This is a genomic window from Collimonas sp. PA-H2 (assembly GCF_002564105.1).
In the GTDB taxonomy this organism is placed as follows: domain Bacteria; phylum Pseudomonadota; class Gammaproteobacteria; order Burkholderiales; family Burkholderiaceae_D; genus Collimonas.
This window is the reverse complement of sequence record NZ_PDBX01000001.1, coordinates 3226338-3249347: the sequence shown is the minus strand read 5'-3', so window position 1 is coordinate 3249347 and position 23010 is coordinate 3226338. Positions and strand designations below refer to the sequence as shown.

Genomic DNA, 23010 nt, shown 5'->3' with positions numbered 1-23010 from the left:
TACATCAGCAGCGCTGCACTTCCATCAAACGCCCACACTTATCGACTGTTAATTGTTAAAGAACCTTCTACTTCGCGTCACCGTCTTACCGGTTCGCGTCGCTGTCAAATCGTTTTGTTTGTCAGCAGCAGAGAGATGAGATTATGTAGCGTTTCAAGTTTTTCGTCAACTACTTTTTTACTTCTCACCGAAAAACTTTTTACTTCCAACACAACCTGCAACCCGCTTTTTTCCCCTCAAACTTCGCGCTCAAATCAGCCTCAATTCCTTGCTGCTGCTTCGCTTCTTTCGCGTCGTTCTCAACGGGAGGCGAACTATAGCAACCCCTCCCGTTGGTGGCAAGCACTTTGTTAAATATTTTTAAAAACAGGCAGACGCTTGCCCAGGAACGCTTGCATGCCTTCCTTCTGGTCTTCTGTAGCGAAGGTGCTGTGGAACAGGCGGCGCTCATAATTGATGCCCTCCGCCAGGGTGGTTTCATAGGCGCGGTTGACCGATTCCTTGATCATCATCACTGCCGGCAGCGACATCGAGGAAATCACGATCGCCGCTTCCAAGGCTTCCTGCAGCAGCCGTTCCAGCGGCACCACGCGCGACACCAGGCCGGCGCGCTCGGCTTCGGCGGCATCCATCATGCGGGCGGTCAGGCACATGTCCATCGCCTTCGACTTCGATATGGCGCGCGGCAAGCGCTGTGTACCGCCGGCGCCGGGGATGATGCCCAGCTTGATTTCCGGCTGGCCGAACTTGGCGTTGTCGGCGGCGATGATGAAATCGCACATCATCGCCAGCTCGCAGCCGCCGCCCAGAGCGAAACCCGCTACGGCAGCAATCACCGGCTTGCGCACGCCGCGGATCTGTTCCCAGTTGCGGGTGATGTAATCGCCTTTGAAGACATCCATATAGCTCAGCTCCGCCATGCCGCCGATGTCGGCGCCGGCGGCGAAAGCCTTGTCGCTCCCGGTCAGGACGATGCAGCCGATATCGGGATCGGCATCGAACTTGAGCAAAGCCTGGCCCAGCTCGGTCATCAACTGGTCATTCAGGGCGTTCAGGGCTTTCGGGCGATTCAGATGGATCAGACCAACTTTTCCTTGGGTCTCAACCAGAATGTTTTCGTATGTCATTACAGATCCTATCTTTATGTATGTTGATTACGCATGTTGAATCGGCTTAATTGTAGCGCCGCTAAGTCAGATAAGGTTTAGGATGGCTATATTGCAAATCCACAATGCGGCCGCCCTAAGGAATCTTTCAATTTGTGCATTGTCTATACTATATATGCGTAGGAAGTAGCTATATTACCGACGAGATCGCCAGATTTTGACCGACACCCCTTTTACTGGAAGGAGGCAAGCCATGTTCAAAACCATTCTTGTACCCACCGACGGCTCTCATTTGTCGGAAAAGGCCATCAATACAGCGATTGAATTTGCAAAATTCAGCGGTGGCAGGATCCTCGCCCTCTCGGTTGCCGAACCTTATCCATTCTCGCCGATGGCGGAAAGCAGCATGGCGACCGACCCCGGCACTTATGAAGAAAACATGCTGGCGCTGGCCAAGCTGAATGTACAGAAAGTCGCCGACGCCGCCAAGAACGCCGGCGTATCCTGCGAAATGCTGACGGCCCAGGCTTTCAATCCCGACGAGGAAATCATCAGCGCCGCCGAAAAACACCATTGCGATGCGATTTTCATGGCTTCACACGGGCGCAGCGGCCTCAGCCGACTATTTCTTGGGAGCAAAACCCAGCGGGTGCTGGCGCATTCAACCATTCCGGTGCTGGTATTGCGTTAAGGCTTGCATAACCCGTGCTCACCAACAACGCGGCTGCATCAGCATAATTAAGCGATTAGCCGGACTTGATCGCCATTGCAGCAAGTCCGGCTCCACATTGATTAGCCCTCTCTCTATATAGAGAACAATTTAGCGCGCCGGCGCCCCTTTTGGCAGCAACAGCCACATCGTGCCGCGCTGCTTCATCCTACCGGCCTTGTCGCCGGCTTCATTGCCAAAGCCCCAGAAGAAATCGGCCCGGACCGCGCCCTTGATCGCGCCACCAGTATCCTGCGCCACTACCAACTGTTGCAAAGGCGTATTGCTGTTCGGCTGGGTGGTCGCCAGGAACACCGGCGTCCCCAGCGGCACGAATTGCGGATCGACCGCGATCGAGCGCAGCGGCGTCAGCGGCACGCCCTGCGCGCCTTTCGGCCCCTGGCTAGCATCCAGCACTTTTTCCTCTTTGAAGAAAACGTAGCTCGGATTGGCGTTCAACAATTCTTGCTGGCGGCTCGGATTGGCTGCCAGCCAGCCTTTGATGCCCTGCGCCGAAGCCTGCGCCAGCGTTAATTCGCCTTTATCCACCAGGTAGCGGCCGATCGAGCGGTAGGGATAACCGTTCTGGTCAGAATAAGCGACCCGCACAATGCTGCTGCCGTCATTCATCTGCACCCGGCCGGAACCCTGCACCTGCAGGAAGAAGGCATCGATGGGATCGTCCACCCACAGGATTTCCTTGCCGGCCAGGGCGCCGGACTTATCCAGCTCGGCGCGGCTTGGATAAGGCAGCACCTTATTGCCGACCAGGCGGCCGCGCAGGCGCAAGCCTTTCAATTCCGGATAAATGCTGGCCAGGTCGACCGTGATCAGATCATCCGGCGCGCGGTAGAGCGGCGTCTGATAAGGACCGCCGCGCTTGCGCGAACCCTTCAGTAGCGGCTCGTAATAGCCGGTGACCAGGCCATTGTCGCTGCCATCGGCATTGATAACCTGATAAGGCGTAAAGAAGGACTGGAAGAAGGTGCGGATGTCTTTTTCATTGCCGGCATCCAGTCCGGCCGCGATGGCGCAAGGCTCTTTCCAGTCGGCTTTACGCGCCTGCGTGGAGCATGACGTCAGGAAAGCCGGCAGCGCCTGGCGCAAATCATCGCTGCCCCAGCCCGGCAGGGCGGCGAAAGTAGTGGCGCGCAGGTTGGCGCCAGGGGCGGCCGATGGCACGGCGGGCGCTACGCCCGGGCGCGGCGTTTCCTGCGGCGGAGGAGTAAGGGACGTGGTGGTGCAGGCAGCTAAACTGAATCCGATAATCAATACAGAAACGGGTAAACTGAGACGTTTAAATAGCATTTAGGATTCTTTATGTGGTTAGTGGCTCTCGAAGCTTGCTTCGCCTTCTTTGTATTCGCATTCATTGTCTGGTGGACCATGTTTTCCGGCCGTAAACCGGATCAAACCCCGGATCAAAAGCCGCCGAGCAAATCGCTACCGCCAAAAGACGACAAAAAGGACCAATAGTTCAAAACGCCATGCCTCAATGCAGGGTGCGTGGAAGCGACAGGATGAATTCCGGAATGCGCGCCTCGAACTGTTCGCCGTCTTCGGCTACGCAGAAATACTCGCCCAGCATCGAGCCCTGCGGCGTCGCCAGCGAGGTGCCGCTGGTGTATTCGAACTGCTCGCCCGGTTGCAGCAGCGGCTGATGGCCGACCACGCCCAGGCCGCGCACTTCTTCCACGTGATTGTTGGCGTCGGTGATGACCCAGTGCCGCGAAATCAGCTGCGCGGCGACCTGGCCTGTGTTCTTGATCGTGATCGCATAAGCAAAGACATAGTGCGAACTGTCAGGCTGTGATTGCTCTTCCAGGTATTGGGTTCTGACAGTGACGGTGAGTTCATAGGCGGCCATGCTGATTTCCTCGGTTGATGCTTATATATAAGATTTAGATATAGCGGACGGCCCATTGCACACGAATTTCTGCCCTGACGCAAGCTGCAAGGGCGCCTGATGCTAGTGTAGTGTTTCGCATGTAATGGCGCTTAAGAAATGGTGTATTTTCGTGCCAGGCTAGGCGCAAACCGGAGCGATAGCGGGCTATCGCGAGGATTTGCAACGACGCATGGCGCGAAAAGACGCCGTTTATTAAGTGTCATTATGTGTGAAACACTACACTAGGCTAAAGGGTAAAATAGCGATCTTTTGCGCCTTTCCCTGGACAGCCTCATGCCAACCTACCGTATTGCTCCAAGTATCCTCTCCGCCGACTTCGCCCGCCTGGGCGAGGAAGTACGCAATGTTGTCCGCGACGGCGCCGACATGATCCACTTCGATGTCATGGACAACCATTACGTGCCTAACCTGACGATCGGCCCGCTGGTGTGCGAAGCCATCCGCCCGCACGTGCAGGTGCCGATCGACGTCCACCTGATGGTCAAGCCGGTAGACCGCATCATTCCCGACTTCGCCAAGGCCGGCGCCAACATCATCACTTTCCACCCGGAAGGTTCGGAGCACGTCGACCGCTCGCTGCAGCTGATCCGCGACCACGGCTGCAAGGCCGGCCTGGTGTTCAATCCCGCCACTTCGCTGGAATACCTGGACTATGTGATGGACAAGATCGACATCATCCTGATCATGTCGGTCAACCCCGGTTTCGGCGGCCAGTCCTTCATTCCGCAAGCGCTCAAGAAAATCGCCGAGGTGCGCCGCCGTATCGACGAATCGGGGCGCGACATCATGCTGGAAGTGGACGGCGGCATCAAGATCGAGAATATCGCAGCGGCCGCCAAGGCCGGCGCCGATACTTTCGTGGCCGGCTCCGCCATCTTCGGCAAGCCCGACTACAAGGCCGTCATCGACGACATGCGCGCGCAGCTGGCAACCGTATGAAGACAACGGCGACTGCCCCGACAGCGCTGAGCGGCATCGCCGCCGCCATCATCGACCTGGACGGCACCATGCTGGACACGGCGCCGGATTTCCACGCCGCCGTCAACCGCATGCGCGCCGAGCTGGACCTGGCGCCGCTGCCGCAGCAAACCATTGTCGACTTCGTCGGCAAAGGCAGCGAGAACCTGATCCGCCGCGTGCTCGGCGTCGATTATCAGGCAGCCGAGGTCGAGCAGCATTTCGAAGCAGCGCTGGATTCCTACCAACGCCACTACGCCGTGGTCAACGGCAGCCTGGCCACCATCTATCCAGGCGTGGTGGAAGGCTTGCAAGCCATGCGCGAGCGAGGCTTGCGGCTGGCCTGCGTCACCAACAAACCCCTGGAGTTTGCCGTGGCCTTGCTGGAAAAAGCCGGCTTGCGCGATTATTTCGAAGTGGTTTACGGCGGCGATTCTTTTCCGAAAAAGAAGCCGGACCCGATGCCGCTGCTGGCCGTGTGCGCCGATTTCCAGCTGCAACCGGCGCAGGTGCTGGCCATCGGCGATTCCAGCAATGACGCCCAGGCTGCCCGCGCGGCCGGTTGTCCGGTGTTTAACGTGCCTTATGGATACAATCACGGCGAGTCTATACAAAATGTCGATTCCGATGGTATAGTCACCTCGCTGCTTGTTGCAGCACAAAATATAAGCCACTGAATCGACTTATTTAAAAACGCCCTATCTCTCATGTTTTTCAACAAAAAACTTCATGTCCTCCTAGCCGCCCCCGGGGCCTGGCTATGGCGACGCTGGCAATCCTGGGCTAACTGAACCCACCGATAGCTGCTGCCTGAGTACTTGCGGACAAAATGTGGCCACACTGTGACGACACATCCCCTCCCCGAGATTTAAAATTCAGGCAACGTTTTTTGTAGTGAACCACCGCTGTTCTACAATAGCGGCCTGGAGAGAAACATGACCGAACTCGAATTCAAATCGCTGGCCACGCAAGGCTACAACCGCATCCCGCTGATCGCCGAAGCCTTTGCCGATCTCGAAACCCCGTTGACGCTGTACCTGAAGCTGGCGCAAACCCAGCAGACCGGCAAGAACACCTTCCTGCTGGAATCGGTAGTCGGCGGCGAGCGTTTCGGCCGCTACTCCTTCATCGGCCTGCCTGCGACCACGCTGCTGCGCAGCTACGGCACGCGCATCGAAGTGCTCCAGCACGACAAGGTCATCGAAACCCGCGAAGGCAATCCGCTCGATTTCATCGCCGAATTCCAGGCGCGCTATAAAGTTGCGCTGCGCCCCGGCCTGCCACGCTTTTGCGGCGGCCTGGCCGGCTACTTCGGTTACGACACGGTGCGCCACATCGAAAAACGGCTGGCGCACTCGACGCCGAAAGACGATCTCGGCCTGCCTGACATCCAGCTGCTGCTGACCGAAGAGCTGGCGGTGATCGACAATTTATCCGGCAAGCTGTACCTGATCGTGTATGCCGATCCGACCCAGCCGGAAGCTTTCTCCAAAGGGCGGCAACGCCTGAAAGACCTGCGCAACATGCTGCGCCGTCCGGCCGACGCACCGGTTACCTCTGCTTCGGTACGCACCGAAATCATCCGCGAATTCAAGCGCGAAGATTATTTGAAGGCCGTCGCCAAGGCCAAGGAATACGTGATGGCCGGCGACCTGATGCAGGTCCAGATCGGCCAGCGCATCAAGAAACCTTACGTCGATTCACCGCTGATGCTGTACCGCGCCTTGCGCTCGCTGAATCCGTCGCCGTATATGTACTTCTATAATTTCGGCGACATGCAGATTGTCGGCGCCTCGCCGGAAATCCTGGTCCGCAACGAACAAACCTCGGCTCCCAAAGCCAACGGCGAAGCCAAGCGCACCGTGACCATCCGCCCATTGGCCGGCACCCGTCCGCGCGGCAGCACCCCGGAACAGGATGCGCAGCTGGCCACGGAACTGCTGGCCGATCCCAAGGAAATCGCGGAACACGTGATGCTGATCGACCTGGCTCGCAACGACATCGGCCGCATCGCCGAAACCGGCAGCGTCAAGGTCACCGACCAGATGGTGATCGAAAAATATTCGCATGTGCAGCACATCGTTTCGAATGTCGAAGGCGAGCTGAAATCCGGCCTGTCCAACCTGGATGTGCTGAAAGCCACCTTCCCGGCCGGCACCCTGTCCGGCGCGCCGAAAGTGCGCGCAATGGAAATCATCGACGAGCTGGAGCTGACCAAGCGCGGCATCTATGGCGGCGCCTGCGGCTACCTGTCGTTCGGCGGCGAAATGGATGTCGCCATCGCGATCCGCACCGGCGTCATCAAGGATGGCATGCTGTACGTGCAGGCAGCGGCCGGCATCGTCGCCGATTCGGTGCCCGAGATGGAATGGCAGGAAACCGAAAACAAGGCGCGCGCGGTGTTGCGCGCGGCGGAACAGGTACAAGACGGCCTGGATGGTGAAATCTGATGCTGGCCATGTCCTTATGGCCAGCACAAGAAACCAAGCGCTGATGCGGCCGCCGTCAGATTTTTAGCGGCGGCGTACCCTCCTTGAATAACTGTCCAAGCTGGCTACGCAATTCGGGGGTGTCCTGGTGGCCGTGAACGCTGACCGCATGCTGGACCGCTGCCGCCAGCAATTCTTCATCGTTATCGGCAGCGATCGCCACTGAACACTTGGTATCACTGGGATATTCGCGGCAGTCGATGTATTTGCGTGACATGGTGAACTCCTTCATTGCAGCAATATGATTGCTCAAATCCGATGCACACAAACGGCCTGCTGCGAGCTCGCTTGAGAATAAATCTTAGGAATCAAAGAAGCATTTGTCAACGCGGTGCCGATGCAAATCTTGACGTTGCCGGAAGGCGCCGGAAAAGCTGATTTTCCGGCATGCTTTCCTAGGAAGAACTTTGTCGCCAAGCCTCAGTTCAGGCTGGTCGGCAGCAGGTTTTCCTGTTGCCAATATTGGGGATTAACAAGCAAGGCGACCCGCTGCTGTCGGGCGCGCCATTTGAATAAAATCGAAGCAGTTCCGATATTTCCGTTCAAGACTATGATTATTGCTACACTTTGCCGTCACGAAGCTATACTGACAACGACCTATGCTTGCGCTGATATTTGCCCCCATGGCATGAAGACATCCCGCCTCACCGCCGACTTTATTCAGCCCGCGACCCCGCAACTGCGATGGCGTCCCTAGACTAAGGTTAGTGGAAAGCCGAAACCACGCTAGTGTCGCCTGCCAGATTTTTGTGTTTGCGCCGCCACAACAGGACAAGCTGCAAGGCAGCCAAGCAAGCACCCCGCAGGCAAAATTCCCAAACAAAATCAATGGGTTAGAACTATTATGCTGCTAATGATCGACAACTATGATTGGCGTTCGGTAGCATTCACACTCGTTCAAACTCTCCCGCTACAGCTATATAAAATCTAGGCTTCTCGTTCGTCATCGTTCGGCCAAGTTTACTGACAGCCACAAAAAAACCGGATAACCTACCGTATACAATTCAGTGTTATCCGGTATGCCATCACTCACAGACACCAAAATCCGCAACGCCAAACCGACCGACAAGCCTTATTCATTACAAGACGGCAGCGGTCTATTCCTTCAAGTTCGACCTTCTGGCGCAAAATTCTGGCGCTACCGGTATTGGCTGACACCGGATAAAGATGGCCTCTATACTATCGGGGAATACCCCGCAGTTTCGCTATCCGAAGCCCGCCGCGAACGGGAGCGCGCCCGTGAACTGGTCAAGCAAGGGATCAATCCAACGCACGAAAAGAATACCGAGAAATTACGGCAGGCGGTATCACGCGCAAATACCTTTGAAGCGATCACTCGAGAATGGCTAGAGATAAAGGCCACCAAAGTTGTGCCTTATACGCTTAAGCAGATGACAAGCGCATTTGAGAAAAACGTTTTCCCCAAAATCGGCCGCTTGCCAATTCGAAATGTGACCGCTGCGCACTTACTCGATATTCTACAAACGATGGAAAAACGTGGCGCAGCGTCGTATGCGATCCAGCTAAGACAGTGGTGTTCAGCTGTATTCCGCCGAGCTGTTGTGACGTTGCGTGCCGATGGCGATCCAGCTGCTGCACTCGCGGGCGCACTCCATCGCCGAAAGATCAATCACAGCAAACCTATGTCCGAGGACGAAATTGGCGATTTCCTCGCCAGGGTCCGGCAATACGGAGGCAACCGAACAACGGTTCTTGCGTTGCGCCTCATTCTCTATACGTTCGTTCGCACAGTGGAATTACGTAAAGCGTCGTGGGCTGAGTTCGACCTGGTAGCTGCAGAGTGGAAAATTCCCGCCGAGCGCATGAAAATGCGGCGGGTACACTCTGTACCATTGCCCAAGCAAGTCGTGGCTATATTGGAAGAATTGAGAAAAATTACGGGCGCCGGCAATTGGTTATTCCCAAATTTTAGACGCCCTGACGACGTCATGAGTGCGACCACGATCAACCGTGCACTAGAAAATATGGGTTACAGCTCCGGGCTATGGACTGGTCACGATTTCCGCGCCACTGCTTCCACGCAGCTTTATGAGATGGGCTATCGCACGGAATGGATTGAACGACAGCTTGCGCACGCCGAAGACAACAGGACGAAAGCTGCCTACAATCACGCCGAATATATAGCAGAGCGACGACAGATGATGCAAGCGTGGGCGGATTGGATTGACAAAATACCTGAAAAAATCATAAAAAAACTGGACACTATAAATCAGCCATGACCTCGTTAACGACTACCTTTTTGACGTATACGTCGGTAGTACGTTGTTGTGTATGGTGCCAAGCTTGATCATTGCTCAGCTTTTCGCACTATTTCATCATTTTTTTGAGGAAACTTAGCATCCATAAAGCTAACTGTCGGCAAGATAAAAGCCCCCCACTTCATACGAGAAGTCAAATTGGAAAGCGTCTCTCTCATTTGTCCATAAAGGAGGCTATATGAATATTGTGCCGCCGAATCGGCATTTTCAGCGTCGGTCTTTCCTTCAATTGGTTCCGCATGAATGACCCCAGAAATAACAATTTCAAATGAATACGGAATTTGCTTAACAGAGTCATCCGTTGTTCTCAAACCGAGTATGGCAAAGTAGATTTTTTCGTTGGACTCATCTTCGGCAGAACTCTTTTTAGAGTCTTGAGATTGCAGCTTGATCTGAGCGAACTGCTCAATTTCAAACATATCCTTTGGCCTACGAATTACGCTCACCCCTTCCTTATGAAAAGGATTTACGGGATTTTCATCAACGTGAATCTTTATAAGCCGACTATGCAAAAGCTGGAATGGACTTAGTTTCATGCACATTCCATCATTCGTGAGGTCTTCCAAGTAGATTCACTCTCTCGGAACTCTGCCATGTTGGCAGCCTCAATGAACGAATCATTTGAATTCAGTAGCATCAACGTTACCTTAGAAAATGGGCGTTCATTTTCATCCCACATATCATCCAATGTAGGCAACGAAATACTAACCCCTTCTTCGACTGCTAAATAGCGTGCGGCTTCAGGCACAGCCAAAGCCACGCGAATAAGCTTCGCAGTAGGAGTAGACAAGTGATGCCCAGACTCATACTTGCCAAATGCGCCTTTCCCTGCACCGATGAGGCGACCAGCCTCCCTCTGCGACAACGAATATTTTTCTCTAAAATCTCGTAACATCGCTGGAGTTATATATCCGGCCTTATGATTTTCAGCATCGCGAACAAGCTTCTCGTTATGCGTGTACTGTTGGGCGTCCGTCATGACCGACTCACATACATCGCATTGCCACTGCAATATACCTTTAACGACTAGCTTCGCACGACCGCTCTTTATGTGCTCATCAACGCTCACTTCAACCATACGTCCTGCATCACAATATTTGCATGCAATACGCTTTGAGGTGTTCATCAAAAATTCTCCATTAAATTTAACAACTACTTTTTCTCGGGATGGATCGAAAAAATTTCAATCGTATTTCCAGCGCTACTATAAGAAAATTTGAAATAGTTCCATGGATTTTCCTCCTGCCATTCTAGTTTACGAATTCTGTTATATCCCATTATGTACACGTCTGCGGCATAAGGAATTGTGGCTTTTGCTGACGCATAACACCACTGCGAGTATCGATAATGACAGCGCTCCAAGCAATTTATAAATCCGCAAATATCCCGCAGATCCCAGCGAAGTTCATGGCGTAGATCTGACACCGCTTTCGCCGTAACAATGTTGATAGCATCTGTATTTTTTTGGCTTACAAAATCTTTGACGTCCTGCAACGAATATACGGGTCCACCATATATGTACCGATCTTTGTCTTCCAGACTCCCCAAGTCTTCAGGGGCCGGCGTAAGGTTCGCACGTGGTCGTATCGGCATAAGAAAGTGGATGATACCTTAAAGATAGCACTATTGTTTGTAATTTATAAGGCTACTTTTTGTTTACTTTGGGCAATTTACAACTTGCATTAACATTAACATATCTCAGCGATTGGTAGTTGCTCAGTATGATTTCAGTCGCTCAATCATCAATTGAGCCCCCCAAAGAAGCAATATGCAGCCTTTAATTCACTCATGTCACATGGCAACCAAACTTGAAGCATACGCGATCAATCACGTTTCCATAGATCAAATTCAGATTTATCAAACTGATTGATATTATGAAAAATTGCCTCGGCTCCGTTGAATTTGCAAATTGACCCATGCCTGCACTTCTGCTTCGACCCAACCGGATATACGTCCAAGCTTTACCTGGCGTGGAAATGTCCCCTCCTTGATTTTTCCGTAAACCACGGTCTTGCCAAGACCAACAATTCCCAGTACTTCAGGCAACCGAATAAACCGTTGATTCATTTGCATTTTTCCTTTTCTGCGATTTTCTTCAATAAATTATTTACCACGCTCGAGAGGAATGTCTTATCTATAGAAAGCCCCTTGAAGCATGCCATGCATCAAGGCTAAAAATCCAACGGCCGACCATCCGATGGTTGCTACCAATGAGGTGCGGAAAATCACGTGAACCAACCGGCCAAGGCCGAAATACGCACAGATCAACAAAATGGTCAGGCACAGATACATTGAGATTTTCATAGGTCCCTTTCAGTAATAAAAATTCGTGGATATGGGCAGGCGCCGAGAGCGGCCCAGGACGTGACAAGACGCTTGCGTGCCGCCATGTCGTTTTTTTCGTAAGCGGCGGCTTCCTGCCGGCGCGTCTCTTCACACTGCGCATTCATCGCGGTGGCAAATTTGTCTGTTTCCCGTTCTAGGTCTTTCGATTTTTTATCTATCGCCGACCAGTCGGTCGGCTGATAAGCTGGTTGTGGATTTTTTTCGATGAAATCAGCAAGCCGAACGGCTGTTGCTGCTATTTCTTCCGGCGTTAAAACCGAAGTAGAAATTTTCTTTTTAGATTTTTTCGTACAGTTATTTACACCAGTCCAAGGTAGATCAAAAGCCACAGCCTTGGCGGCGCCGACGACCGTCCACTGATAACGGACCGATTCGTACACCGCGTGAGGATTCCATGCGTGATAAATCCCGCACGGCTTGTCCATCTCATAGGTTGCGTACTTACCTTCGACCACGGTGCTGCGCGTGGCGATCTTGACCAGGCCCTTGCGCCCGACCGTGGGGCCGCCCTGGGCCAGCAGGTAATCGCGGTAAGAGGCTTGCTTGATGGTCTTGACGGTTTTGACACGCTTGCCATCGACCACATTGATTTCCGTGGCCTTGATGCTCTGCGCGGCCTGCCACGCCGATTTCACTGCTTCCGGTGCATGCAGGATGCTTTCGCTTTTGACGCGCCGTAACTCGCGCCAGGGACCGACAGGCGCGCCGCCGACTTGCTGAAATTGCCGGATGCCCCAAGTCTGCGCCCAATAGCACACACGCTGGCTAGGTTTGATCAGTTCATCGCCGACCAGGTCTTCCACCAGAATATGCTTTTGCCCATTTTCGATGACATGGTGTTCGTCCAGATTCTTGCCATCGGTGTTCTTGGTGACATACTTGATAATGTAGCCAGCGGCAGTACCCTTGCCAGCTTCGATGCGGACCAGCTTGACACGGTTCTTCTTGGCCCCGCATTCATCACCATCTTCACGCATGGCATAAGCCGTCATGACTTTCTCGTAGCGCTCCAGGTGTTCGGGCGCGACGAACATCAGCATGTGCCAGTGCGGACAGCCGTCATGGTGCGGTTCAGCAATACGGAAGCCGTAGGCATGGATGCCGTCACGGTGCAGCTTGGAACGGATCTTCTTCCACACGTCACACAGATAGGCTTGCGCATCACGCGGTGTGGGTTCGCCAAATGCCTTGTATTTCGGGTTAGGTTCGCCGCTCTTGCTCAGGACAGCATGGTATTTACTCGGGGCAGTGATGGTGGCAAAGATGCCGACATGACCCAGGTCGAAGGCGATTTCTTCAAAGCCCCGAATCCGTGTCATCAATTCACTGTGCCGAATGGACTTGTTGGCCGTACCGAGGGCGGCTAACGCTTCCAGGTTATAGATTTGACCGTTTTCGTTCTGTATCTCTATGGAGGCCAGCAGCTTGGCATTCTGCTTATTACGACGCTGCTGACGATAGGCTGTCTCATTGCTAACATAAGCACCGGCCTTGAAATGAGTAAAGCCCAGGCGGATCGCCATATGTTCGCAGCGGCGCGCATGGGCCTTGCGGATGCCGCGCAGCCACCAAGCCTTGTCCAGCGCCCGGCGGATGATTTCGGCTTCTTCTTTACCGGCTGGCGCGGCAACGCCGTGGCGGTCGCAGTGTTCATGAATGGCTGACACAATCGCGTCAAGTGATTGCAGGTCGGCACAGAACTGGTAACAGGCGCGGGCAGCAGTGTCGGCGGCGCGATACAGCGCCTCATCTGGCGCATCTGGCGGCAAAATGAAATGGTCGGCAGACCAGATCTCATCAATGACATCGACCTTGTGTTCGTGCTTTTCGTAACCGTCGCGGGCGAACAGGTCGCGCAGGGCGCGGCCCATTCGCTTGGGCAAGCCGGTGATGGCCTCGGAGGAATAGAAACGATAGCTCATGCAGCGATACCGTCCGATTCGTGACCTGCTGCCGGAAACTGGCTGGGCAACTCGCCGCCTTGCGCACAGCGCAGGACGATTTCAAGTTGCTTGATAAGCCGGCGGGCTTCGAAATGCAGCTTGCCGCGCTCCAGGGCGTTCAGCGATTGCAAGGTGGTGTCACCCTTCTTGCTGCCAATGCCGGCCATGTGCGCCAGCATCTGTCGGTCACGCGGCGGGATGCCATTCCAACGGCCAGCGCGCACACTTTCCTTGTCGCCGGCCAGCATGATGTAGGCGTGTGTCAGGTGTGTGTACGCAATGTCCTGGTGCGTTTGTTGGGAGCGGGTCGCCATGGTTTAACCTCCAATGACGCCGGTGGCTTGCAGCAATGGGCCCGCCATCATGAGAAGGCAGCCGAGCGTGATCACGCCCAGGTCGAGAAGAATGTTTTTCAATTTTTTCATGCTGTCACCTCTTTATTGGTAATCAATTCGCCCATAGCCAGCGCGTTCAGACCGGCATCAAGATGAAGACGCAGCGTGTGCAGACTGTCGTCATGAAAATGGAAATTAACTTCTTGCGTGGTGTACATCCCTACGGTCGGATCTGAGTGCCGACGCGTTACTGCTGGATTCACCGTGATGCGCTTTATCATGGTGAGAGTCGTTTGCGCGGCCATGATCAAAGCGCCTCGGCTGGTTCGAAGATATATCTAGGTTGTCTGAAAATCGTCTTGTAGACGTACTTGCGGGCGTAGTGAACCAGCTTGCCCCGGCTGTTATTGGTGTAATTACAGGTTGGCATTGCACGGAGGTCGTTGAAGCTCATGCCAGAAAATGCGACCAGAGGATCGATCTTGCAGTCTTGCAGGAAGATGAACCGGAAGCCGTCAACTGCGGTGCCGGCAAAGGCGGCTGAAAAATCATCTTCATCTGTCACCACAAGCGCCAGATCGCGCCTGCTTTCCAGTGGGATTTGCAGCCACTCGTTGAATACGCAATCGTTCAATTGATCGACCTGGACGCGGTCGGCGATGGTGAAACCGAGGCCGAGCCAAAGTAGTGTGATGGTGTTTTGCATAGTGATTTCCTTATTTCAGGGTGAACGAATCCCGCATGCCTGAAATCAGGCATTGCAGGGTGCAACGGGAGGGGCGAAACGAACTAGCGGAGGATTACGGTGGAGCCAAGATGCAGAAGGTAGTCATGCGTGCCTCAATCATTCTTGAATAGCGCCAACTGATTGGCACAAGCGTTGCGGACATGTTGGGAAACATGGATACGAATATCAGGATTCGGGATTGCCGACATAGACAAGGTGCGCAGCACTTCTAGGCTGGCGACGAAGCTATGACCGCAATCAGGGTTCTGGCACATGTACGTGATCTCTTTCATCAGCTCGGACATAGTGCGGCTTTTAGCAGCGCGCACGCGGTGGCGGCAATGCGGGCAAGGAATGCTGATGACTCTCATGCGAGATCGATTATTGTGATTTAAAGGCTAGTTCGCGCTTGTAGCTTTCAAGGCCGCGCAAGACCATGACGCGCAAGAACCAGGTATGTGATTTCTTTTCGTTGGCAGCGTACTGCTTGATCTCAACCATTTCATCGGTCGTGATGCGCACGTTGCGTGGCATGGAAATCGTTCCATTGGGAAGACGTCTATCTTTTGGCAATATTTGCATGGTGATATGATGTGTAGTGACTAGGATTGCCTCAATTTTAGTATGCAATCGTATACATGTAAATAGAAAATGGAAATAAATGAATTCATTTGGCGATAGGCTGCGAGAAGAAAGAAAGAGATTAGAACTGAGCCAAGACGCGATGGCGGCGGCTGGCGGGGTCCAACGGCTTTCTCAAATTAATTACGAAGCTGGCAAAAGAAGCCCCGATTGGGACTATCTCGCTCTTGTCGCGGCAGCGGGTGTGGATGTCCAATACGTGCTGACGGGTAAGGTGTCATCAGCGGAACTGTCGACGGATGAAGACGAATTACTGCGGGGATATCGATGCCTCGATATCCGAGGGAAAGTTAGCGTACTCGGAATGGTTGACGGCTTGGGGACTGATCCATCCACTGCCGTGCGCGAAAAACAAGCACAACTCGTCCATACGATTACGGGGAAGAATGCCCAAGTAATTCAAGGTGGCACTAATCACGGCACGATATCGAGCGGAAAAATAGTAAATAAAATCGGCGGTAAAAAAAAGGACCCTCTATAAAAGCAGGCGACGTCTGTCCCGCCTGACCGTTTCATTCAGGGTTGCCGTCGATAAGTCGAAACGTAAGAAGAAATTGCGTTGCAAGGGGAAGACCGGTAAAACAACCGGGAGCGGGATGATACAGGTTGCTGATAAAAAAATCACCCCTCGCTGGCGTTTTCCGAGATTATTTCCAGTCGTTCCTGAATCTTTACCCACGCAAGTTTTGCTGAGCGCACAGCCGATTGCTTACTTGTATAAATATGCGGTAGTGTTTTTAGATGACTTCGAGATACTGCAAGCTATTCCCCTTGTTTCTTGCTGACCTAGCAGCAGCGACACTACTGACCTTCGCTGTTTTCTTTGATGATCTCGCGCCGCTCCCGAATCTTTCCCCATTCGAGTTTTGCGGCGCGTGCGGCGGTCTGCTTGTTGGCGTAGACATGCTGCAATGTCTTTGTGCTGGCTGTCGCGCCGGCGGCCGGCGCCGTATGCTTGCCCTTGCCGGTCGAGGGTGCGAATTCCTGGCCGGTCTTCTTCGTGGCGACGTTGCGCCATTTGGCGTACACGCCGGTAATGCCGGGATCTCGGTCGACCTCATCCTCGCGCTCGACTTCAGCTTCCTCGGTGCGTGTCTCCAGTTCGATGACGCTGGTAAAGCCGGCGTCGCTGATGCTGTGCCGGACCTTGGCCGTCAGCCAGTCCTGATTATCGATATCGGTTTTGAATCCGACGACTTCCACAGGCGATTGCGGCATCAGCGCCGGGTCGCCAATTGCCAGTGATAATTCCAAGGTTGCGGCGCCGCGCTGGATGCGCTGCCACTCGGCGACGGCAGCGGCGCGGGCGTCGGCCTCATTGGCATAGGTCGTGCGCAGCCGCTTGCTGTTGCCTGGCGTGCCGGCTACGACGCTGCGGCGCAGGCCGTGCCGGTCATCATGCCAGAACACGCGCACGCCGCTGTAGCTATCGCGCTCGGCGCTGTGGTAGCGATGCCTGTCGCCCAGGTTGCGCGTGATGCGGATCAGCGGCAGATCGCGGCCCGACGCCGTCTTGCTACGGCCCGCCGGCATGAACAGTAGCGTGTCGTTTTTCACGGTCGCGGCAGCATCGTATTTCTTCCCAAGCCGGCGCAGGAATGCCGCGTCGCTCTCGCGGGTCTGGTCCAAGTGCGCAATCTTTACGCTCCGTAGCGCCTCGGCAATTCCGGCTTTCAGCTCCTGCTGAAACGCGATCACCTCAATCACCGCGCCCAGGGTCGTGTCGTGGAAACTGCGCTCGACGGGCTGGCGGAAAGTATCGATCAGGCTGGCCGTCCTGGCCCGCAAGGTCAGCACATCCGGCGCGCCGCTGTGCTCGATTTCATCAACGGTAAATACGCCCTTGTCGACCAAGCCGGTTTCCTGCCAGCCGATCTGGACGTTGATCCTGGCGCCCTTGCTTGGTATCGCGAGCTGGCCATCCGTATCGGACAGGGTAATGCTCAGTTCGTCGGCGCTGTCGCTACGGCACTCGGTCAGGTCGAGACTGACCAGGCGTGGCGCGAATTTCCCCGTAATGTCCTGGCCGTCCAGCGTGATTTTGAAAGCAGGGATCGGGTAGTTCATCAGAACAGGCTCCGCACACTGTTGGCGACATTATTAAACGTCGATACGCCGGTATTGATCGCGTTGCTAGCGCTGTTGCTGATGCCCTCCAGACTGAGCATGTTCTTGATGCTGCCCAGGTCGCCCAGAGTGTTCAGCAAGCCAAGTACCGATTCGTCGGTACGCTCCAGCGTGATGGAGAATTCGATCTTGCCGGCGTCGCCGTCCTGTCCCAGCACCGTGCGGCCCTCGGTCATGCCGGTGATGACGTAGGACCCCAGGATGCGCCCGGTTCCCGCAATCAGAATCCACGATTTACCGGTATCGGCCATCAGGCGCAAGGCATCCAGCGAATACCCGCTGCCGGTCAGCTCCGGCGCGATCCAGCCGGACAGCGTGATCGTGTCGTCGCCTTTGCCGGTGTACTGGCGGGCGTTACGGGCGCCGACTCGCGACGTACTCGGGTGCTTCCAATCGGTTTTGCGCTGCAGCTCCTGGTAAGCCAGGGTCGGCAGGCTAAAGACAAACATGCCCAGGGCCATCATCATGATAAAAATCCTTAGTAGTGATTGTCGGACAGGCTGGAGCGAAGCCGAGCTGATTTTTCCCGGTCACGCTGTTCCATCGCCAGCATGACGGCGCGGGCAATGGCCTGGTCATCCATGCCAGGCTGTGTTTGAACGATGATCTGGATCGTGTCGCCCTGGACCACGACGTCGGCGCCAGCGGTACGCGGCGCAATGGGTGGGCGCGTATCGAAGGACAGCGCCGGCATGGCCGTCGCACCGATGGCGATGCCGGCGCCGAGCTGGGTCAGCCGCTTGGCAAGACCGCTGACCTGGTTGATCGGCGCATCCTGTCCGTTCTCAATACCCAGCGCTAGCCCCTCAGTGATGAAGCCACCGAATCGGCTAAAGACTCGGCTAGGGCTGTGGATCTCTTGCTCCTTCGCAAAGGTCATGCCGACCATCCCCGCCAGCTGCTTGATCTTCTCCTTCAAGAAACCGAAGCCGGACGAAATCCCATTGACCAGACCCTGAATGATGTTGGCGCCGAACTCGGTAAATGTCCCCGGCAGCTCCACACCGAACCAGCTCATGACTCCGGCAAATGCCTTATAGAACAGTCCCAGCGGCGACCAGTTCATGATTAACTCGCTGACGCCGCCGATTCCGCCGTCGAATGCCGTTTTCACATCCGCCCACAGGCCGCCGGCAAAGGTCTTGATGGTTTCCCATACACGATTAAACCGCTCGGTGATGCCATCCCACAGATCGCTAAAGAAAGCCTTCAGGGGTTCCCAATTTTTATAGATGAGGTAGGCCAATACCGCAATGAGGGTAATCAGCAACACAATCGGGTTCGTCAGCAAGGCGCGACCTAGCCACAAGACGGTTTTGCCGACCGTCATCAAGCCGCCGCTAATGCCGCGTAAGATCGGCGTGAGTACGCCGCCGGAGACGCCCATCTTGGCGAACAGCACATGCAACATGGCATAGGGACCGATCAAGGCGGCCAGGCTCAGCATCAACGGCCCCAGCACCACCAGGATGGCGGCGAGTATGCCGAAACCGACAATCATCGCTTTGGCCGTGGCCGGGTTGCGCTCCATGAAGCCGTTCAGGCTTTCCAGGGCTTTCGTTACGGTCTCGATGGCGCTGGAATACAGCGGCAGGATTTTTTCGCCCATGGTCAATTGCAGGTCGGCCAGCTTGGCATGCGCGTCCATTTCCTTGCCGGCGGCCTGTTCGCGGGCCAGCGGTTCCAGCTGGTCCACATCGTAGGCGCCTTCGTTTAAATTCCGATTCTTGTGGATCTGGGCGCGCTGCAGGTACATGTTCGCCATCAGGTCGCCGGCCTTACGATTGGTAAACAGGCTGCCGATGGTATCGAGGATCTTGTCTTTGCCGGTAATGCCGTTTTTTGCCAACTGTGGCAACAAGACCTTTTCCATCCACTCGAATTGGCTTTTCTTGAACAGGTCCGAGCCCAGCAGCGCGCCGGGGTTCAGCTGGGCGGTCTGGCCGACCTTGTCCGGCACGACCTTGGTGTGATCGCCAATCAGGCCCAGCTTGTCCAGATTGATTGCGGCCCGCTTGCTGGTGCGTCCCTGGTACAGATTGTTATAGCTAGACATCAGGCCGTTACCGACGCCAAAGCCGCCCAGCTCCTGCACCAGCGGCTCCAGCTCGTAGTAAAACGACTTTTCGTCCATGCCCTTGGCAGCGATGCCGCCGGTCTTGATGAGGTTCAGCCACTCGGTAGGACCGACCCGGCCGCCCGTGGCGGAAATGACTTTCTGCACCATGTTGGCCTGTTCGTGGAATTTCTCCGAGCTGGCCGTGCCGCCGCGCACCTCGATGACCTTGAGCATGTCCATGAACTTGCGTTCGTTCTCGCCGCCGGCTTCCTCGCCATAAAACGCTTTATTTGCAAATTTCATCTTCGCCAGCATGGGCGCGACCATCTGCGCGTGCGGCAGATCGCCAAACACGGACATGCTGTCGCGCACTAGCTCCAGGTTTTCGGCATGGCTGGTGCCGTAGGTCTGCATGCTGCGGGCGTAGCTCTCGGCGTCGGCGCTGACCTTCGGTCCCAGGCCCAGGGCAGTAATGCGGCCCTTCTCAGTCTGGTAGTGCTTCGCCTCTTTCAAGCCAGTGACCAAGGGCGCGCCCACGGCGGCGCCGGTGACAGTCGCACCGATGCCGGCAGCAGCGACATTGCCGGCGGTGGTACGCAGCTTGTCGGCGTGCTGGCGGGCGCCAGCAATTTTTTGCTGTTGCGCGCCGACTGCGGCCAGCTTCTTCTGTTGTGCTGTTAATTCGGCATTGGTAAAGGCGATGCTGTTTTTCAGCCAGGTCTGTGCCGTGCCGAGCTGGCGCGTATCGATGCCGGCGCCGGACAAGCGGGTGCGTAGGATCTGCATTTGTTCGCCTTGCCGCTGGCCGGCCTGTTTCAAGGCGCTGGCGGATTTGACGGCGGCGTTCCATTCGCGGGTCATGGCGCGCGTGGGTTCCTCCGTTTGACGCATCCTCTGCGCCAGGGCGGCAATCTGCTGTTGTGTCTCGCGCAGCTTGCCGGAGCTGGCCTGCAAGCCGGCGTTCAGTTCGCGGAAGCGCCCAACATCTTTTTGCTGGGCGTTCAGTTCCTTCAGCCTGTCGTTATTGGCCTTGATGGCTTTGCCCAGGGCGGACGACTCGCCGGTGATTTTTTTTAGGGGACCGGTCAGCTTGTCCAGCGCCGCGAAGACCACCTGTAGCCGCAATTGCTTCTCACTCATCCTAGTTTCCTATTCTTCAGCGCCGCTGCGCACCCTGGCGCGTTCGCGCCAGGCCATCAAGTCCGATACTTCCAGCTCATCCATGGCCTGCGGCGGCCAGTGAAACACCACCGCAATATCCGCCATCGGATCTTCTACTCGGTCCGGAAGGCCGCCAGCCGATCGGCTTTCTTCACCAAAAAAATGGCAACCTCCGCGCCGATCTCGGTCAAGTCCGCCGGGTCCATGCCGGCGACTTCGTGCGCGGTCAGGGTCGGTTGTGTGATACGCGGCAAGACGGTCTGCAAGGCGGCCACGCTGAGATTGCCCAGCTCCATCAGAGACACGCCGCGCAACTCTCCCGCTTTCGGGCGGCGGATGGTGATTTCGCTGATGAAGTCGTCGCCGCGCTTGATCGGTTCGTCCAGAGTGATCGACTTGGAGATGGCGGTCTTGGAAACGGTAGATGTGTTTTTCATGGTGTGGTCCTAAAAGTAAAAAAATAAAAAGGGGTTGGGGTTGTTCTTGACCTGGCTTACAGGCCGATAGCGCGACGCAGATCCGCGTTGCGGTCCACACCGCCGATTTTCTCGACGCCGTTGACGAAATCGAATTCGTAGATCGGTTTGTTGTCGATGGTCAGCTTGTAATAGCTGCAAGCGGTGCTGTATTTCTGGTTCGTCTCTTCTGTCGACTTGGCGCTGCCCATATCGATTTCCTTGTGGCGCCCGCGGACGACGATTTCCACGGTTGACACAGTGCCGTCATCGTCATTTTCATAGCCGCCGGAGAAGCGCAGCTGGGTGGCGTTGTGACTGCGGGCGCCGTACTGCAGCAAGGCATCGATCAGGATGCCACCGGCTGTCCACTCCAGCGTGATCGCCTCATTGCCGAAGTCCACCGATACCGGGCCGGTCATGCCGGCGGCGCGGTATTCCTCCATCTTGCGCGACAGTTTCGGCAAGGTGATTTCCGTGACCTGGCCGAAGTAGGAATTTCCGCTATCGAACAGATTAAACAGTTTCAATTTTTTAGGCATGCCCATGGTGTGATGCTCTCTTTCTGTAATTGGTTAGGCTGCAACAGCAGCGGCGAAGTCGGCCAGGTAGCGGTCAGTGATGCGTTGCTGGAACATCAGATTTTCCAGCGGTGGGACCGGGGTATAGTCGTAATCGATGGTCAGCTGGCCGTTCTTCAAATTTTCCTTGCTGTTGAACTGTTCATCGCACCAGGCGCTGCCGCCGATCAGATAGCCGCGCTTGACCAGGTCACGGAATTTGGCGTTGATGCTCTCGACCAGGTCTTTCGCCAGGGACGGGTGTAATGGCTTATCGGCATAGGTCATATGCGCTTCTGCAATGGTGTCGGCCAGCACCTGGGCGGTGCGCGTGTAGTTCTCAAAATAGAAAAATTCCGGCGTTTCGCAAGTGCGCGAACCCCAGAAGCGGAAGCCGCCGCTGTTAATCAGCGTGGTGACTTCCTTGGCGTTCAGGAAGCCTGCATCGGTGGCTGGATCTTGCAGATCCCAGAACACGTCCGCCGAAATGCCGGTCGGGCCGTTGACGACGATATTGGACAGGGACTTATGCCAGCCGATCTCTTCGTCCAGTTTGGCGCGCAGGCCCAGGGCGTAGGCCACTGCCGAGATATTGGCGTCGGCATTGGTGGCGGTATCCCAGCTCACAAAATCCGGCCAGATCAGCATCAGTTCGCGCTGGCCGAAGTCCTTGCGATACAGCACGGCGTCTTCTTTCGTTAGGCAGCCATGTGCCGACGCATAGACAAAGCCGCGCAGCTTCTGGGCGACGGCGACCAGGGCGTTCGTCACGGCCTTGGTGTCCAGACCTGGTGCGCCCAGGATGCGCGGTTTGATCCCCAGTTTGCTTTGGGCTGCCAGCAGCGCCTTGATGCCGGTGTACTTGCCGGCCGCGGTTGTGGTGCCGATCACATTAGAGGTGGTTTCGGCTTCGTCCTTGCCCTCGGCCACGCGCACTACCACGGTGAACGGCTTGGTTTGCGCGCCGATGGCGTCCAGGGCGCGGCGCAACGTCCCTTTGATGCCGGCTTTGCCGATAGCGGCGGGCACGTTGGTCAGCAAGACCGGCGTGTCGAGTGGGAAGGCAATCGGGTCGGCATCCTCGGCGGTGGCGACCAGGCCGATGACGGCGGTGCTGATGGTGCGGATCGGGCGGGTGCCGTCGTTCTTTTCGATGACGCGCACGCCATGGTGGTAATCAGTAGGCATTTTTTCTCCTGTAAATGA

General features: G+C 55.5%; 26 protein-coding genes. 6 read left to right on the top strand and 20 right to left on the bottom strand.

Annotation, left to right across the window (positions count from 1 at the left end):
- Positions 1-350 precede the first annotated feature (350 nt).
- On the bottom strand, positions 351-1127 hold the full coding sequence (locus BCF11_RS14895; RefSeq protein WP_098495420.1) for an enoyl-CoA hydratase: 777 nt from the start codon (positions 1125-1127) through the stop codon (positions 351-353).
- Between the two features lie 232 nt (positions 1128-1359).
- Here BCF11_RS14895 and BCF11_RS14890 point away from each other — a divergent pair, with 232 nt between their 5' ends.
- Positions 1360-1797 carry a universal stress protein gene (locus tag BCF11_RS14890; RefSeq protein WP_098495419.1) on the top strand — a complete coding sequence of 146 codons (438 nt, stop codon included), beginning with the start codon at positions 1360-1362 and terminating at the stop codon, positions 1795-1797.
- Between the two features lie 129 nt (positions 1798-1926).
- Here the strand turns inward: BCF11_RS14890 and BCF11_RS14885 are convergent, their stop codons facing one another.
- Both BCF11_RS14885 and apaG read right to left on the bottom strand, forming a co-directional pair.
- A complete protein-coding gene (locus tag BCF11_RS14885; RefSeq protein WP_098495418.1) occupies positions 1927-3123 on the bottom strand; it encodes a murein transglycosylase A in 1197 nt (398 codons plus the stop codon).
- Positions 3124-3307: 184 nt separating this feature from the next.
- Positions 3308-3682, bottom strand: coding sequence for a Co2+/Mg2+ efflux protein ApaG (gene apaG / locus BCF11_RS14880; RefSeq protein ID WP_098495417.1), 375 nt, complete (start codon positions 3680-3682; stop codon positions 3308-3310).
- Positions 3683-3997: 315 nt separating this feature from the next.
- On the opposite strand from apaG, the gene rpe reads away from it, so the two are divergent.
- From rpe to trpE, 3 genes are all read left to right on the top strand, one after another.
- Positions 3998-4663 (top strand): ribulose-phosphate 3-epimerase, encoded by a 666-nt coding sequence (rpe, locus tag BCF11_RS14875; protein WP_098495416.1) that lies wholly within the window; start codon positions 3998-4000, stop codon positions 4661-4663.
- A complete protein-coding gene (locus tag BCF11_RS14870) occupies positions 4660-5358 on the top strand; it encodes a phosphoglycolate phosphatase (RefSeq protein ID WP_098495415.1) in 699 nt (232 codons plus the stop codon). Before rpe ends, BCF11_RS14870 begins: the two co-directional genes overlap by 4 nt.
- Positions 5359-5616: 258 nt before the next feature.
- Positions 5617-7131 carry an anthranilate synthase component I gene (gene trpE / locus BCF11_RS14865; protein WP_098495414.1) on the top strand — a complete coding sequence of 505 codons (1515 nt, stop codon included), beginning with the start codon at positions 5617-5619 and terminating at the stop codon, positions 7129-7131.
- A gap of 55 nt (positions 7132-7186) precedes the next feature.
- Here trpE and BCF11_RS14860 read toward each other — a convergent pair whose 3' ends face one another.
- Positions 7187-7387, bottom strand: a complete 201-nt coding sequence (locus BCF11_RS14860; protein WP_098497518.1) for a DUF1059 domain-containing protein — start codon at positions 7385-7387, stop codon at positions 7187-7189.
- 802 nt (positions 7388-8189) lie between these two features.
- On the opposite strand from BCF11_RS14860, the gene BCF11_RS14855 reads away from it, so the two are divergent.
- Positions 8190-9410 (top strand): integrase arm-type DNA-binding domain-containing protein, encoded by a 1221-nt coding sequence (locus tag BCF11_RS14855; RefSeq protein WP_098495413.1) that lies wholly within the window; start codon positions 8190-8192, stop codon positions 9408-9410.
- A 68-nt stretch (positions 9411-9478) separates the two neighbouring features.
- Here the strand turns inward: BCF11_RS14855 and BCF11_RS14850 are convergent, their stop codons facing one another.
- The 9 genes from BCF11_RS14850 to BCF11_RS28010 form a co-directional block, all read right to left on the bottom strand.
- Positions 9479-9985, bottom strand: a complete 507-nt coding sequence (locus BCF11_RS14850; RefSeq protein ID WP_098495412.1) for a hypothetical protein — start codon at positions 9983-9985, stop codon at positions 9479-9481.
- Positions 9982-10575 carry a type II TA system antitoxin MqsA family protein gene (locus BCF11_RS14845; RefSeq protein ID WP_098495411.1) on the bottom strand — a complete coding sequence of 198 codons (594 nt, stop codon included), beginning with the start codon at positions 10573-10575 and terminating at the stop codon, positions 9982-9984. Before BCF11_RS14845 ends, BCF11_RS14850 begins: the two co-directional genes overlap by 4 nt.
- 746 nt (positions 10576-11321) lie before the next feature.
- On the bottom strand, positions 11322-11522 hold the full coding sequence (locus tag BCF11_RS14840) for an AlpA family transcriptional regulator (protein ID WP_098495410.1): 201 nt from the start codon (positions 11520-11522) through the stop codon (positions 11322-11324).
- A 227-nt stretch (positions 11523-11749) separates the two neighbouring features.
- On the bottom strand, positions 11750-13717 hold the full coding sequence (locus tag BCF11_RS14835; protein WP_098495409.1) for a replication endonuclease: 1968 nt from the start codon (positions 13715-13717) through the stop codon (positions 11750-11752).
- Positions 13714-14052, bottom strand: a complete 339-nt coding sequence (locus BCF11_RS14830; protein WP_098495408.1) for a hypothetical protein — start codon at positions 14050-14052, stop codon at positions 13714-13716. The genes BCF11_RS14835 and BCF11_RS14830 overlap by 4 nt, the downstream gene beginning before the upstream one ends.
- Positions 14053-14159: 107 nt before the next feature.
- Complete coding sequence (locus BCF11_RS14825) at positions 14160-14378, bottom strand: hypothetical protein (protein ID WP_098495407.1); 219 nt, start codon at positions 14376-14378, stop codon at positions 14160-14162.
- Positions 14379-14380: 2 nt separating this feature from the next.
- Entirely contained in the window at positions 14381-14779 is a 399-nt protein-coding gene (locus tag BCF11_RS14820; protein ID WP_098495406.1) for a hypothetical protein, read from the bottom strand.
- Positions 14780-14913: 134 nt separating this feature from the next.
- Positions 14914-15171: an ogr/Delta-like zinc finger family protein gene (locus BCF11_RS14815; protein WP_098495405.1), complete on the bottom strand. Its 258-nt coding sequence runs from the start codon at positions 15169-15171 to the stop codon at positions 14914-14916.
- Positions 15172-15181: 10 nt separating this feature from the next.
- Positions 15182-15334 carry a hypothetical protein gene (locus tag BCF11_RS28010; RefSeq protein ID WP_158229203.1) on the bottom strand — a complete coding sequence of 51 codons (153 nt, stop codon included), beginning with the start codon at positions 15332-15334 and terminating at the stop codon, positions 15182-15184.
- Positions 15335-15461: 127 nt separating this feature from the next.
- Between BCF11_RS28010 and BCF11_RS14810 the strand changes: the two genes are divergently transcribed.
- The gene (locus BCF11_RS14810; RefSeq protein WP_098495404.1) at positions 15462-15923 is read left to right on the top strand and encodes a helix-turn-helix domain-containing protein; all 462 of its coding nucleotides are present in this window, start codon (positions 15462-15464) and stop codon (positions 15921-15923) included.
- Between the two features lie 320 nt (positions 15924-16243).
- Here BCF11_RS14810 and BCF11_RS14805 read toward each other — a convergent pair whose 3' ends face one another.
- From BCF11_RS14805 to BCF11_RS14775, 7 genes are read right to left on the bottom strand one after another with little or no spacing between them, the layout of a single operon-like run.
- Positions 16244-17509 (bottom strand): contractile injection system protein, VgrG/Pvc8 family, encoded by a 1266-nt coding sequence (locus tag BCF11_RS14805; RefSeq protein WP_098495403.1) that lies wholly within the window; start codon positions 17507-17509, stop codon positions 16244-16246.
- Positions 17509-18036, bottom strand: a complete 528-nt coding sequence (locus BCF11_RS14800; protein ID WP_098495402.1) for a phage tail protein — start codon at positions 18034-18036, stop codon at positions 17509-17511. The genes BCF11_RS14805 and BCF11_RS14800 overlap by 1 nt, the downstream gene beginning before the upstream one ends.
- A gap of 11 nt (positions 18037-18047) precedes the next feature.
- Positions 18048-20768 carry a phage tail tape measure protein gene (locus tag BCF11_RS14795; RefSeq protein ID WP_098495401.1) on the bottom strand — a complete coding sequence of 907 codons (2721 nt, stop codon included), beginning with the start codon at positions 20766-20768 and terminating at the stop codon, positions 18048-18050.
- 9 nt (positions 20769-20777) lie between these two features.
- Entirely contained in the window at positions 20778-20894 is a 117-nt protein-coding gene (locus BCF11_RS14790; protein WP_098495400.1) for a GpE family phage tail protein, read from the bottom strand.
- An 8-nt stretch (positions 20895-20902) separates the two neighbouring features.
- Positions 20903-21226 carry a phage tail assembly protein gene (locus BCF11_RS14785; protein ID WP_098495399.1) on the bottom strand — a complete coding sequence of 108 codons (324 nt, stop codon included), beginning with the start codon at positions 21224-21226 and terminating at the stop codon, positions 20903-20905.
- Positions 21227-21282: 56 nt separating this feature from the next.
- Positions 21283-21792, bottom strand: coding sequence for a phage major tail tube protein (locus BCF11_RS14780; RefSeq protein WP_061943063.1), 510 nt, complete (start codon positions 21790-21792; stop codon positions 21283-21285).
- 27 nt (positions 21793-21819) lie between these two features.
- Positions 21820-22992 carry a phage tail sheath protein gene (locus BCF11_RS14775; RefSeq protein WP_098495398.1) on the bottom strand — a complete coding sequence of 391 codons (1173 nt, stop codon included), beginning with the start codon at positions 22990-22992 and terminating at the stop codon, positions 21820-21822.
- Positions 22993-23010 lie beyond the last annotated feature (18 nt).